This window comes from Streptomyces sp. NPDC059895, assembly GCF_042731035.1.
GTDB lineage: Bacteria > Actinomycetota > Actinomycetes > Streptomycetales > Streptomycetaceae > Streptomyces.
On the sequence record NZ_JBHWKO010000028.1, the window covers coordinates 23,896 to 37,196 of the forward strand.

11 protein-coding genes and 1 pseudogene are annotated in these 13,301 nt (G+C 70.5%); 6 read left to right on the forward strand and 6 right to left on the reverse strand.

Going from position 1 to position 13,301, the window contains the following annotated elements; genetic code table 11:
* Positions 1-38: 38 nt before the first annotated feature.
* A pseudogene (locus tag ACFV9M_RS27300) lies at positions 39-470 on the reverse strand (hypothetical protein); the annotation flags it as partial.
* Between the two features lie 146 nt (positions 471-616).
* Between ACFV9M_RS27300 and ACFV9M_RS27305 the strand changes: the two are divergent.
* Both ACFV9M_RS27305 and ACFV9M_RS27310 read left to right on the forward strand, forming a co-directional pair.
* Positions 617-1,585 (forward strand): diacylglycerol/lipid kinase family protein, encoded by a 969-nt coding sequence (locus ACFV9M_RS27305; RefSeq protein WP_385061812.1) that lies wholly within the window; start codon positions 617-619, stop codon positions 1,583-1,585.
* 319 nt (positions 1,586-1,904) lie between these two features.
* Complete coding sequence (locus tag ACFV9M_RS27310; RefSeq protein ID WP_003992873.1) at positions 1,905-2,162, forward strand: WhiB family transcriptional regulator; 258 nt, start codon at positions 1,905-1,907, stop codon at positions 2,160-2,162.
* Positions 2,163-2,357: 195 nt separating this feature from the next.
* Here the strand turns inward: ACFV9M_RS27310 and ACFV9M_RS27315 are convergent, their stop codons facing one another.
* Positions 2,358-3,824, reverse strand: a complete 1,467-nt coding sequence (locus ACFV9M_RS27315; RefSeq protein WP_385061939.1) for a sensor histidine kinase — start codon at positions 3,822-3,824, stop codon at positions 2,358-2,360.
* Positions 3,825-4,469: 645 nt separating this feature from the next.
* Between ACFV9M_RS27315 and nagB the strand changes: the two genes are divergently transcribed.
* Positions 4,470-5,255 carry a glucosamine-6-phosphate deaminase gene (gene nagB, locus ACFV9M_RS27320; RefSeq protein ID WP_385061814.1) on the forward strand — a complete coding sequence of 262 codons (786 nt, stop codon included), beginning with the start codon at positions 4,470-4,472 and terminating at the stop codon, positions 5,253-5,255.
* A gap of 80 nt (positions 5,256-5,335) precedes the next feature.
* Here nagB and ACFV9M_RS27325 read toward each other — a convergent pair whose 3' ends face one another.
* The 4 genes from ACFV9M_RS27325 to ACFV9M_RS27340 all read right to left on the reverse strand — a co-directional run bounded on the left by ACFV9M_RS27325 (position 5,336) and on the right by ACFV9M_RS27340 (position 10,034).
* On the reverse strand, positions 5,336-6,826 hold the full coding sequence (locus ACFV9M_RS27325) for a glycoside hydrolase family 3 protein (protein ID WP_385061816.1): 1,491 nt from the start codon (positions 6,824-6,826) through the stop codon (positions 5,336-5,338).
* Between the two features lie 7 nt (positions 6,827-6,833).
* Positions 6,834-7,670 carry a carbohydrate ABC transporter permease gene (locus tag ACFV9M_RS27330; RefSeq protein ID WP_385061818.1) on the reverse strand — a complete coding sequence of 279 codons (837 nt, stop codon included), beginning with the start codon at positions 7,668-7,670 and terminating at the stop codon, positions 6,834-6,836.
* On the reverse strand, positions 7,667-8,662 hold the full coding sequence (locus ACFV9M_RS27335) for a carbohydrate ABC transporter permease (protein ID WP_385061820.1): 996 nt from the start codon (positions 8,660-8,662) through the stop codon (positions 7,667-7,669). The genes ACFV9M_RS27330 and ACFV9M_RS27335 overlap by 4 nt, the downstream gene beginning before the upstream one ends.
* Positions 8,663-8,753: 91 nt before the next feature.
* A complete protein-coding gene (locus tag ACFV9M_RS27340; RefSeq protein WP_385061822.1) occupies positions 8,754-10,034 on the reverse strand; it encodes an extracellular solute-binding protein in 1,281 nt (426 codons plus the stop codon).
* Positions 10,035-10,455: 421 nt separating this feature from the next.
* On the opposite strand from ACFV9M_RS27340, the gene ACFV9M_RS27345 reads away from it, so the two are divergent.
* From ACFV9M_RS27345 to mctP, 3 genes are all read left to right on the forward strand, one after another.
* Positions 10,456-11,220, forward strand: a complete 765-nt coding sequence (locus tag ACFV9M_RS27345; protein ID WP_385061824.1) for a GntR family transcriptional regulator — start codon at positions 10,456-10,458, stop codon at positions 11,218-11,220.
* Positions 11,221-11,357: 137 nt separating this feature from the next.
* Positions 11,358-11,624 carry a DUF3311 domain-containing protein gene (locus ACFV9M_RS27350; protein ID WP_385061826.1) on the forward strand — a complete coding sequence of 89 codons (267 nt, stop codon included), beginning with the start codon at positions 11,358-11,360 and terminating at the stop codon, positions 11,622-11,624.
* Positions 11,621-13,249 carry a monocarboxylate uptake permease MctP gene (mctP, locus tag ACFV9M_RS27355; RefSeq protein WP_385061828.1) on the forward strand — a complete coding sequence of 543 codons (1,629 nt, stop codon included), beginning with the start codon at positions 11,621-11,623 and terminating at the stop codon, positions 13,247-13,249. Before ACFV9M_RS27350 ends, mctP begins: the two co-directional genes overlap by 4 nt.
* Positions 13,250-13,301 lie beyond the last annotated feature (52 nt).

The following is a 13,301-nucleotide window of genomic DNA, read 5'->3' on the forward strand; positions in this document are numbered from 1 at the left end:
TCCGCGCTCGCCCCGTTCTCCGCGTGCTCCGCGTTCCGCGCGCCGCCGGGCCCCCGGATCCCGAGGGCCCGGGTCGTCTCGCCGTTGACCAGCAGCACCAGCGCCGCGACCGCCACGAACGCGAGCGCGATCCCGGCCGGGATCGCCATGCTGTCGGCCTGGAGCAGGTTGTAGGCGACGGGCAGCGCGATGATCTGCGTGATGACGGCCGGACCCCGGCTCCAGCCGCGGCGGCCCAGCAGCCCGCGGGCGGCGAGCAGCGGCAGCAGCGCGAGCACCATCAGCGTCACCCCGCCGGTGACGGCCTGCTGCCGGTCGTCCGGGTCCCCGGTGATCCCGAGGACGAGCACCCACACGCCGCCGACGAGCAGCGCCAGCCCCTCCAGGGCGGCGAGCCCGGCGGCGTACGTCAGACGGCGCGGGCGGGGGCCTGCGGTTTCGGGGGCGGCGGGGGGCTGCTCACTGCTCACTCCTGAAGGGTAGCCCTCACGCCCGGCACGCCCGCGGGTACCCGCACAGGGCCGGGACCAGTCCGTGTCGAGGCTCACGGCGGCTCTCCCGCCCGATCTCCGAACGGCCTGGGCCCGGGTACCACCCAGTAGGTACGCTGCCCTCCATGCGTGCACTTCTCGTGGTCAACCCGGCAGCCACCACTACGAGTGCACGGACGCGTGACGTCCTCATCCACGCGCTCGCGAGCGAGATGAAGCTCGAGGCGGTCACCACCGAGTACCGGGGGCACGCGCGCGATCTGGGCCGGCAGGCGGCGCAGAGCGAGGACATAGACATGGTCGTCGCCCTGGGCGGCGACGGCACGATCAACGAGGTGGTCAACGGCCTGCTGCACGCCGGGCCCGACCCCGAGCGCCTGCCCGGCCTCGCCGTCGTCCCCGGCGGCTCCACCAACGTCTTCGCCCGCGCCCTCGGTCTGCCCAACGATCCCGTGGAGTCGACCGGTGCCCTGCTGGACGCGCTGCGCGAGGGCCGGGAGCGCACGGTCGGGCTGGGGCTGACCTCGGGCACGCCCGGCACGGAGGACGAGGCGGTGCCGGCCCGCTGGTTCACCTTCAACGCCGGGCTCGGCTTCGACGCGGGTGTGGTGGGCCGGGTCGAGCAGCACCGCGAACGCGGCAGGAAATCCACACACGCTCTCTACGTCCGCCAGGCCGTGCGCCAGCTCCTGGGCGAACCGCAGCGGCGGCACGGCTCGATCACCCTGGAGCGTGCGGGCGCCGAGCCGGTGACCGATTTGGTGCTGTCCATCGTCTGCAACACGGCTCCGTGGACCTATCTGGGCAATCGCCCGGTGTACGCGTCACCTAAGGCTTCGTTCGATACCGGGCTCGACGTATTCGGTCTCAGCCGCCTGTCCACCGCCGCGGTTGTCCGATATGGGACCCAGTTGCTCACTTCGTCCCCCGAGCGGGGCCCCTATGGCAAGCACGCCGTGTCCCTGCACGACCTGGACCAGTTCACCTTGCATTCGAAGGTGCCGCTGCCTCTCCAGATGGACGGTGACCACCTGGGGCTCCGCACCAGCGTGACGTTCACAGGCGTACGCCGTGCACTGCGTGTGATTGTGTGAGCAGAAAGGGCTGAAGTCCTTTCACTCGAACGTTTAGGCCAGGATCCACCCCATGGAAGTACGGCTGTGACCTAGTCGACACCGAGGAATCAAAAAAAACTTTCCGGAAGGGGTTGTATCCGCCGCTGAGGTTTGCGAGTCTCTACGTGGCGATCGGGACGGCCCGCAACACCAGCCTCCACTGATCACCAGAACCCCTCTTCAATCCACAGGACCACGCCAGGGAACCTGGCTGGTGGCCCTTCACTTGTTGAGGGATTCGTGAAAGCGTTCACATTCACAAGCAACTTGCACGTAATACCAAGGAGAGGTAGCAGCCATGGACTGGCGTCACAACGCCGTTTGCCGCGAGGAAGACCCCGAGCTCTTCTTCCCCATCGGCAACACCGGTCCTGCGCTGCTGCAGATCGAGGAAGCCAAGGCCGTCTGCCGTCGCTGCCCCGTTATCGAGCAGTGTCTGCAGTGGGCGCTCGAGTCCGGCCAGGACTCCGGCGTCTGGGGTGGTCTCAGCGAGGACGAGCGCCGCGCGATGAAGCGCCGCGCCGCCCGCAACCGGGCCCGTCAGGCCTCCGCCTGACAACACCCGCCCCGCACACAGCCTGAGCTTGGCGGCGCGTACAGCGAGTACGCAACTCCCGCCCCCGAGCCGCAGCGCGCAGTACCCCCGATGCGCAGCAATCGCTGGCAACGAGCATTCGAGCCCCGGACCTGGAACGGTCCGGGGCTTCGTGCTGTGTACCGGGGTCCGGGGCTTCGTGCTGTGTGCGGGGCCCTACTTCTGCGCCTGCACCGGGATGTCCAGGATGACCTGTGTGCCGCGCTCCGGGGCCGGGACCATGTCGAAGGTGCCACCCAACTCCCCTTCGACCAGCGTCCGTACGATCTGCAGGCCGAGGTTGCCGGAGGTGTGCGGGTCGAAGCCGGCGGGCAGGCCGACGCCGTCGTCCTGGACGGTGACCAGCAGCCGCGCCTCCTTGGTGGAGCCGCCCCGGACGGCGGACACCTCGACGGTGCCGGTGTCGCCCTCGCGGAAGCCGTGCTCCAGGGCGTTCTGGAGGATCTCGGTGAGGACCATGGAGAGCGGGGTGGCGACCTCCGCGTCCAGGATGCCGAAGCGTCCGCTGCGGCGGCCGGTGACCTTGCCCGGGGAGATCTCGGCCACCATGGCGAGGACGCGGTCGGCGATCTCGTCGAACTCCACCCGCTCGTCCAGGTTCTGGGACAGCGTCTCGTGCACGATGGCGATCGAGCCGACCCGGCGCACTGCCTCCTCCAGGGCCTCCCGGCCGCGCTCGGACTCGATGCGCCGGGCCTGGAGGCGCAGCAGGGCCGCCACCGTCTGGAGGTTGTTCTTCACCCGGTGGTGGATCTCCCGGATGGTGGCGTCCTTGGTGATCAACTCTCGCTCGCGGCGTCGCAGTTCGGTGACGTCCCGGAGCAGGACGAGGGAGCCGATGCGGGCGCCCTTGGGCTTGAGCGGGATCGCGCGGAACTGGATGACCCCGTCGTGGGCCTCGATCTCGAACTCGCGGGGCGCCCAGCCGCTGGCGACCTTGGCGAGCGCCTCGTCGACCGGGCCCCGGGTCGGGGCGAGTTCGGCGGTGATCTGGCCGAGGTGCTGGCCGACCAGGTCGGAGGCGAGGCCCATGCGGTGGTAGGCGGACAGCGCGTTCGGGGAGGCGTACTGGACGATGCCGTCAGCGTCGAGGCGGATCAGGCCGTCGCCGACCCGGGGGGCCGCGTCCATGTCCATCTGCTGGTCGGGGAAGGGGAAGGAGCCGGCCGCGATCATCTGCGCGAGGTCGGAGGCGCTCTGGAGGTAGGTCAGCTCCAGACGGCTCGGGGTGCGCACGGTGAGCAGGTTGGTGTTGCGGGCGATGACGCCCAGGACACGGCCCTCCCGCCGGACGGGGATGGACTCGACCCGGACGGGAACCTCCTCGCGCCACTCCGGGTCGCCCTCGCGCACGATCCGGCCCTCGTCCAGGGCGGCGTCCAGCAGGGGGCGGCGGCCTCGGGGCACGAGGTGGCCGACCATGTCGTCCTGGTAGGAGGTGGGCCCGGTGTTGGGGCGCATCTGGGCGACGGAGACGTAGCGGGTGCCGTCGCGGGTGGGGACCCACAGGACCAGGTCGGCGAAGGAGAGGTCGGAGAGCAGCTGCCACTCCGAGACCAGCAGGTGGAGCCACTCGAGGTCGGAGTCGCCGAGTGCGGTGTGCTGGCGTACGAGTTCGTTCATGGAGGGCACGTCTGCGAGCGTACCCGGGTCGCCGGACCTGGCCGAAAAACACCCGCGGGCCGCGGCGCCTGAGAGGGACCCTCAACCCTCCCGGCACCGCAGCCCGGAGCAATCCCGGCCGTGGGGTGTGCGGTCCCGGTCGGCCGAAAGGTGAGGAGCCGGGGCAGTCAGGGCAGAGAGCTCCGGATCCTCGGTCCGCCCTCCTGTGCGGGGAAGGCGGAAGTGCGGTGGTGCTCCTTCGCACGACGTCCACACGATTGTGGACTGGACCACTTGCCTGTGTCCATGCGCCGGAGGTGGTGCGCCGGAATCGGTCCGCGTACCGGCGGCCCGGCTCCGGGTGACTGGTCGGACGCCCTGGCGTCCACCCCGCAGCCTAGCCTGTGCGGGTTGCTCCGCGGGGCCGTTGGACGGGGCAATTTCCGCGAACGCGTCGCGTTCCTCCCGCTCGCGCCGTCGCGTCGGCGCCGGGGCGTGCGCCGGACGGTCCCGCGCACCGGCCGGCCGCCGTCGTGCGCCGTGCCCGCGGGACCCCCCTCTGCTAGATTGGTCTAAACCACATTAGCCTTCCAGTCGCCCGTGTCGAGCCCCTCCCCACACCCTCCTTCCAGCCCTCAGCTCTCTCTCCAGAACGGCAGGCCCAGCGTGGAAGTTGTCATCGTTCCGGACGCCAGGTCGGGCGGCGAACTCATCGCCGAGGCCATGGCCCAGCTCCTGCGACGCAAGCCCGACGCCCTGCTCGGCGTGGCCACCGGGTCCACCCCGCTGCCGATCTACCAGGCGCTCGCGACCAGGGTGCGCTCCGGTGCCGTGGACACCTCACGGGCGCGGATCGCCCAGCTCGACGAGTACGCGGGGCTGCCCGCCGACCATCCGGAGTCCTACCGCTCCGTGCTGCGGCGGGAGGTGCTGGAGCCGCTCGGCATCGGCATGGACGCGTTCCTCGGCCCCGACGGCACGGCCGAGGACGTGCCGTCGGCGTGCGAGGCGTACGACCGGGCGCTGGCCGAGGCCGGCGGGGTCGATCTGCAACTGCTCGGCATCGGCACCGACGGGCACATCGGGTTCAACGAGCCGTGCTCCTCGCTCGCCTCGCGGACGCGGATCAAGACGCTGACCGAGCAGACCCGCGTCGACAACGCCCGGTTCTTCGACGGTGACATCGAGCAGGTCCCGCACCACGTCATCACACAGGGCATCGGCACCATCCTGGAGGCGCGGCACCTGGTGCTGCTCGCGACGGGCGAGGGCAAGGCGGACGCGGTCGCGGCGACCGTCGAAGGGCCGGTCGCCGCGGTCTGCCCCGCCTCCGCGCTCCAGCTGCACCCGCACGCCACGGTCGTCGTGGACGAGGCCGCCGCGTCCAAGCTGAAGCTCGCCGAGTACTTCCGGCACACGTACGCGAACAAGCCGCGGTGGCAGGGCATCTAGCCAGGCCCTGTCGTCACGCACGCCGAAGGCGCCGGTCCCGGAAGGGGGCCGGCGCCTTCGGCGTGCGGCGGACCGGCGGGTCACCGGCCGCCCGCGATGACCTCCGCCGCCGCCCGGCCGCAGACGCGGGCCGCGCCGTGGGTGGCGAGGTGGAGGGCGCCGCGGGGAGCGGCCTGGGGGACGCCCATCTCGACGACGAGCGTGTCGGGGCGGGCGGCGAGGAGCGTGTCCAGGGCCGCCGCCATCCACGGGTGGCGGTGTTCGTCGCGGACCACGGCCACGATGCGCCGCTCCCCCGCCGCGGCCAGCGCCGCGCGCCCCGCGTGCTCGCCGGTGAAGCTGCCCGTCGCGGTGCCCGGCAGGAGACGGGCGAGCTCGGCGGCCACGCCCCACGGTGTCTCGTCGCCGACGGCGATGTTGGCGACGGGCGTGAGGGCGGCGACGTACGGGGCGTCGGTGAGCGGTGTGAAGCGGTCCGCGCCGGTGAGGCGCAGGGCGCGGCGGGCGGCGGCCAGACCCACGTCGGCGCGCGGCGCGCCCCCGTCGGCGGACACGGCGGTGGAGGCCGACCAGCGGGCCAGCGCCCGTACCCGCCGTGCCGCGTCCGCCAGGCGCTCCTCGGGCAGTTCGCCCGTGCGGACGGCCGTGACGAGCGCGTCGCGCAGGCGGCGTACCGTCTCGTCGTCGGCGAGGCCGCCGCCCACGCAGATGGCGTCCGCGCCGGCGGCGACGGCGAGGACGCTGCCGCGTTCGATGCCGTAGGTGGCGGCGACGGCCCGCATCTCCATGCCGTCGGTGACGATCAGGCCGTCGTAGCCGAGGTCGCCGCGCAGGAGGTCGGTCAGGACGGGGCGGGACAGCGTCGCCGGCCGGTCGGGGTCCAGGGCGGGGACGAGGATGTGGGCGCTCATCACCGCGCGGGTGCCGGCGGCGATCGCGGCGCGGAAGGGGGCCAGCTCGCGCGCGGCCAGCAGCTCGGGGCCGGCGTCGACGCGGGGCAGGGCGTAGTGGGAGTCGACGGCGGTGTCGCCATGGCCCGGGAAGTGCTTGGTGCAGGCGGCGACGCCCGCCGTCTGCAGGCCGGTGACGTAGGCGGCGGTGTGCCGGGCCACCAGGGCGGGGTCGGCGCCGAAGGAGCGGACGCCGATCACGGGGTTGCCGGGGTCGGAGTTCACGTCGGCCGAGGGGGCCCAGTTGAAGTTGACCCCGCAGGCGGCGAGTCGCCGGCCGAGTTCGTGGGCGACCTGCCGGGTCAGCTCCACGTCGTCCACCGCGCCCAGCGCGTGGTTGCCGGGGAAGCTGGAGCCGGTGCGCACCTCCAGGCGGGTGACGTCGCCGCCCTCCTCGTCGATGGCGACGAGTACGTCGTCGCGTTCCGCGCGCAACTGGGCGGTCAGTGAGGCGAGTTGTTCGGGGGAGGCGATGTTTCGGCCGAACAGGCCGACGGAGGCGAGGCCCTCACCCAGGCGGCGCAGCAGCCAGTCGGGGGCGGTGGTGCCGGGGAAACCGGGCTGGAGGACCGTCAGGGCGTCGCGCGTCAGAGTGTCGGTGCCGCTGGCGAGTGTCGTCATCGGGGCGTTATCCCTTCACGGCGCCCGCGGTCAGACCCGCGGCCATCTTGCGCTGGACGAGGAGGAAGAGGACGACGATCGGTACGGCCATCATGGTGGCGCCGGCCATCATCGGGGCGTACTCGGTGCCGTGCTTGGTGGTGAAGTTGCCGAGCCAGACGGTCGCGGTCTGGTTCTTCTGGCTGAGCAGCATCAGGGCGTAGAGGTACTCGTTCCAGGCCTGGATGAAGCCGTAGACCGAGGTGGCGACCATGCCCGGGGCCAGCAGCGGGAAGACGACGCGGAGGAAGGCGCCGGTGCGGGAGCAGCCGTCGACCATCGCGGCCTCCTCCAGCTCCTTGGGGATGTTGACGATGAAGCCGCGCAGCGTCCACACCGTGAAGGGGAGGATGAAGGTCAGGTAGGTGATGATCAGGCCGGTCAGCCGGTCGTACTGGCCCAGGTCGTTCAGGAGCAGGAAGACCGGGATGATCATGGCGACGAGCGGGACCATCTGGACGGCCAGGATGCCGACGATCACGATCTTGCGGCCGCGGAAGGCGAACCGGGAGATGGCGAGGGCGGCCAGCATGCCGACGGCGACGCCGATCGCGACGACCGTCAGGGAGACGACCAGGCTGCGGGCGACCGGTCCCCAGAAGTCGGCGATGTCCAGCGCCCGGCCGAAGTTGGCCAGGGTGAGGCCCGTGGGCAGCAGGCTCGGGTCCGGGTCGATGGCGTCCTTCGCCGGTTTGAACGCGGTGTTGAGCATCCAGTAGACGGGGAAGCCGGCGGTGACGAAGACGAGGAGACCGAGGAGGTTCCAGCCGAGCTTCGACCGCCCCGGAGCGGAAACCGTGCTCATTCGACCTCTCCGATCTTCAGCATCTGGCGCATGTAGACGGCGACCACGCCGAGCAGCAGCAGTACGGTGATCAGGGCGATCGCCGAGCCCTGGGCGTAGTCGTTGACGACGAAGGCGCGGTCGTAGGAGTACGTCGTCAGAAGCTGGAACTCGGCCTCGGGATGGCCGTTGCGCATCACGAAGACCTGCGGGAAGACGCCCATGTCCCAGATGACCGACAGGGTCGTGAGCATCACGACGATCGGCTTGAGGACGGGCAGGGTGACGTACCGGAAGACGCCCCAGCTGCCCGCGCCGTCGAGGCGGGCGGCCTCCTCCAGCTCCTTGGGGACCTGGGTGAGGCCGGCGCTGAGGGTGATGACGACGAACGGGACGGCTCCCCAGACCACCAGGAGCATGATCACGGCGAGGCCCTGCGGTCCGCTCGCGAACCAGTTGTGGCCGATCAGCTCGACACCGGGCAGCTTGCTCAGGACCGCGTTGAGGATGCCGTAGTCGGCGTCGAAGAGCCACTTGAAGACGGTCGTGGCGACGATGATCGGCATGCCCCAGCTCGCCACCAGGGCGATGTTGACCAGCGTCCTGACCCAGCCGGAGACCCGCTGGAGCAGCAGCGCGATCAGCATGCCGGCGACCATCGTGAAGATCACGCAGCCGGCCGCGAAGACGATCGTGCGCAGGACGACCGCCCAGAACTCGCCGTCGCCCAGCACGGCGGTGAAGTTGTCGAAGCCGACCGACTCGGCCGGCTGGAAGCCCCACAGCTGGGACTGCCCGAACTTCTGGAAGGACAGGGTGACCAGGCGGACCAGCGGATAGCCCATCACCAGCAGCAGGACCAGCAGACAGGGGGCGAGCAGCAGCCAGGGGACCGGGGTCCCGCCCGGGGCCCGCCCGCGGGGTGGTCGGTGCGGGGACTTCGCTCCCGCGCCCGGGAGCGGTGACGGCCGCATGGGCGGCACTTCGGCAGTGGTCGTGTCTGCGGCACTCATCCGCGCGCTCCTCAGCGGTCCCTCGGTCGTACGGGAAGCAGGGCCCCGGCCCCCGGCCCCCGGCCCCCGGGGGCCGGGCCCTGCTCTCAGGTCACTTGGTGTTGATGACCTTGTCGATCGCGGCGTCCGCCTCCTTCGCGGCCTCCTCGACCGTCTTCTTGCCGGTACCGATGTTCTGGAGCATGGTCTGCAGCACCTGGGCCTTCTCGACCTGGCCCCAGCCCGGGGCCATCGGGACGAACCAGTTGGACTCGGCGGCGGTGGCCGGCACGACCGTCTCGGGGTCGCTCTTCAGGGTCGCGAGGTCGGTCTTGTTGTTGGGCAGGTTGCCCTTGGCCATCAGGCCCTTCTGGCCGGAGGGGCCGGTGAAGGCGTTGATCCACTCGGCGGCGAGGTCCTGCGCGTCCGACTTCACCGGCACGGCGAGGTCGGAGCCGCCCAGGAAGACCGGGAGGTTCTTGCCGGAGGGGCCGGGCACGACGAAGTTCTCCAGGTTGCCCTTGAGCTTGCCGGTCTTGTCGTTCTCCGGGGCCTCGGCGGTCGCGCCCTCCCAGGCGGCGCCGAAGATCATGGCGGACTTGCCCTGGCCGTAGACGATGTAGCGGTCGGACTCGTCCTTGGTCTTGTCGCCGTGCATGTAGGCGTCGACGATCTTCTTGAACTCGTTGAGGCCCTTGACGGACTCCGGCGAGGAGAGGTTGGCCTTCCACTCGCCGCCCGACTCGACCGCGATGGAGCCGCCGGCGTCGTAGACGAAGGACATGGCCGCGTACCAGTCGCGGGTGGGCTGGTACCAGGCGCTGAAGGTGTCGCCCTCCTTCTCCTGGACCTTGTCCAGGGCGGCCGTCAGCTCGGCGTACGTGGTCGGGGCGGTCTTCACGCCCGCGGCGGCGAAGAGGTCCTTGCGCCAGTTGCCGACACGGCCGCCGGCGTAGTACGGGACGCCGTAGGTCTTGTCCTCGTAGGTCACCGAGGCCTTGAGGCCGTCCAGCCAGGCGGAGGAGTTGTCGAACCGCGAGGCGTCGAGGGGGGCGAAGGCGCCCTTGACCATGTAGCCGAGCATCTCGGTGTTGCCCATCTCGACGACGTCGGGGGCCTTGTCGGTGGCGAGGACCGCGTCGAGCTTGGCGTTCTTGTCCGGCCAGCCGTAGTACTCGTGGTTGATCTCGAGGCCGGGGTGCTCCTTCTGCACCGCCGCGTCGGCGGCCTTCACCAGTTCGGGCCAGTTGTTCTGGGCGTCGACGGTGAGCCAGACCGTCAGTTCCTTGGCCTCGGTGCCCTTGTCCGAGCCCCCGTTGTCACTGTCCCCGCACGCCGCGATGGAGACCATCATGCCCGCGATACCGATCGCGGCTATCAGCTTGCGCTTCACGCCATCCTCCTCAGGGATGCCACAAACCCCCCTGCCTCCCCGCCGCGGTCGAGCGTCAACGCGTACCGTCCGTGGGGCCAGGACCTGGACCAATGGTGTAGACCAGTACGGGGGAGCTTGGCTCAGACCAATAGGGCTGTCAAGGGTGCTTCACGGGCGTGGAGTCGTCCGTTACGCGACCGCGATATGCAGGGACTTTTCAATTTCTGGGGCGCCTGCCGGAGGCCCCGCGCGGAACGAACCACCGCCCCCCGGCGGCGTGCTGGACTAGACCAAGACGGGTCCCGCGGGTATACAGAGGGGATCACGGAGCGTGCGAGGTCACCCGCACCGGTCACCCCGCCCACGAACCCGTGCCACGATGTGAGCCGCGGCCGATGGGATGTCGGCCGTTCGGCACCCGGAGCCGGGAAGGCAGGCCATGAGTACCGACGTCAGCAGTGCGGAGAACGAGGGTGGGGCTACCGTCCGTACCGCGCGCGTGCCCAAGTACTACCGCCTGAAGAAGCACCTGCTCGACATGACGGAGACCCAGTCGCCCGGCACCCCGGTGCCGCCCGAGCGGACCCTCGCGGCCGAGTTCGACACCTCGCGCACGACCGTGCGCCAGGCCCTTCAGGAGCTGGTGGTCGAGGGCCGGCTGGAGCGCATCCAGGGCAAGGGCACGTTCGTCGCCAAGCCGAAGGTCTCCCAGGCGCTGCAACTCACCTCGTACACCGAGGACATGCGCGCCCAGGGCCTCGAACCCACCTCCCAGCTCCTGGACATCGGCTACATCACGGCCGACGACCGGCTGGCCGGGCTCCTCGACATCACCGCCGGCGGACGCGTGCTGCGCATCGAGCGGCTGCGCATGGCCAACGGCGAGCCCATGGCGATCGAGACGACGCATCTGTCGGCCAAGCGCTTCCCCGCCCTGCGCAGGTCGCTGGTGAAGTACACCTCCCTCTACACCGCCCTCGCCGAGGTCTACGACGTCCACCTCGCCGAGGCCGAGGAGACCATCGAGACCTCGCTGGCCACCCCGCGCGAGGCGGGTCTGCTCGGCACCGACGTGGGCCTGCCGATGCTGATGCTGTCCCGGCACTCCCTGGACAAGGAGGGCAAGCCGGTGGAGTGGGTGCGGTCCGTCTACCGGGGGGACCGGTACAAGTTCGTGGCCCGGCTGAAGCGCCCGCAGGAGTAGGCGGCCCGCCCCGGCGCGGGCGGAGCGGGCAGGACCGAAGGGCCCGGTATCCGGACGAGGTCTTCCGTCGACGTTTATTCGTCCCCTACATTTCGCGTGCGTTGCCCGCGCGATCAACGAGGGGATGGAGCCGCCCGATGTCGGAAGCATCAGAAGTCTCAAGAGGTCCGGTGGTGACGCCCGTGCGCGTCGTCATCGCCCTCTGCCTGTTCGCGCCCTTCGTGGCGATGCTGTGGGTCGGCTCGTACGCGAAGGTGGAGCCGACCTTGATCGGCGTCCCCTTCTTCTACTGGTACCAGATGGCCTGGGTGCTGGTCTCCACCGCGCTCACGGTGATCGCGTACCAGCTGTGGCGGCGTGACCAGCGCGCCCGCAGGGCCTCGGGCGGGGGTGCGTCCCGGTGAACGACGGTGTGAACGGCGTCGCGCTCGCCGTCTTCGTCCTCTTCTTCCTGGCCGTGACCGTCATGGGCTTCCTCGCGGCCCGCTGGCGCAGGGCCGAGAACGAGCACAGCCTCGACGAATGGGGTCTGGGCGGCCGGTCGTTCGGCACCTGGATCACCTGGTTCCTGCTGGGCGGCGACCTGTACACGGCCTACACGTTCGTGGCGGTCCCGGCGGCGATCTACGCGGCCGGCGCGTCCGGCTTCTTCGCCGTCCCGTACACGATCCTGGTCTACCCGCTGATCTTCACCTTCCTGCCGCGCCTGTGGTCGGTCTCGCACAAGCACGGGTACGTCACCACCTCGGACTTCGTGCGCGGCCGGTTCGGGTCCAAGGGCCTGTCGCTGGCCGTGGCCCTCACCGGCATCCTCGCGACCATGCCGTACATCGCGCTCCAGCTCGTCGGCATCCAGGCCGTGCTGGACGTGATGGGCGTCGGCGGCGGCGAGAACACCAACTGGTTCGTCAAGGACCTGCCGCTGCTGCTCGCCTTCGGCGTGCTGGCCGCGTACACGTACTCGTCGGGGCTGCGCGCCCCCGCCCTGATCGCGTTCGTGAAGGACACGCTGATCTACATCGTGATCGCGGTGGCGATCATCTACATCCCGATCAAGCTGGGCGGGTTCGACGACGTCTTCGCCCAGGCGGGTGACGCGTTCGCGCAGGTCAACCCGGCGACGGACAAGCCGCGCGGCGCGCTGGTGCCGGCCGAGGCGGGTCAGTGGACGTACGCCACGCTGGCCCTGGGCTCCGCGCTGGCGCTCTTCATGTACCCGCACTCGATCACCGCGACGCTGTCCTCGAAGAGCCGTGAGGTGATCCGCCGCAACACCACGATCCTGCCGCTGTACTCCCTCATGCTCGGCCTGCTGGCCCTGCTGGGCTTCATGGCGATCGCGGCCGGGGTCAAGGTCACCAACGGGCAGCTGGCCATCCCGCAGCTGTTCGAGGACATGTTCCCGGACTGGTTCGCGGGCGTGGCCTTCGCCGCGATCGGCATCGGCGCGCTGGTCCCGGCGGCGATCATGTCCATCGCGGCCGCGAACCTGTTCACCCGCAACATCTACAAGGACTTCATCAAGCCGGACGCCACGCCCAAGGAGGAGACCCGCGTCTCCAAGCTGGTCTCGCTGCTGGTGAAGGTGGGCGCCCTGGCCTTCGTCCTGACGATGGACAAGACGGTGGCCATCAACTTCCAGCTCCTCGGCGGCATCTGGATCCTGCAGACCTTCCCGGCCCTGGTCGGCGGCCTGTTCACCCGCTGGTTCCACCGCTGGGCGCTGCTCGGGGGCTGGGCCGTCGGCATGGCCTACGGCACGCTCGCCGCGTACGGCGTGGCCTCCCCCACCCAGAAGCACTTCGGCGGGTCGGCGAAGGAGATCCCCGGCATCGGCGAGATCGGGTACATCGGTCTGACGGCGTTCGTGCTGAACGTGGTGGTGACGGTGGTCCTGACCTTCGTCCTGAAGGCGCTGAAGGCCCCGGAGGGCGTCGACGAGACGAGCCCGGAGGACTACACGGCGGACGCCGGCGACCCGGGCGTCCAGGTGGAGCTGCCGCCGGCGACCGCCGGAACGTCCCACTAGCCAGAACGTCCCACTAGCCAGAACGTCACACGCGGCAGAGCTCGCGGTGGGC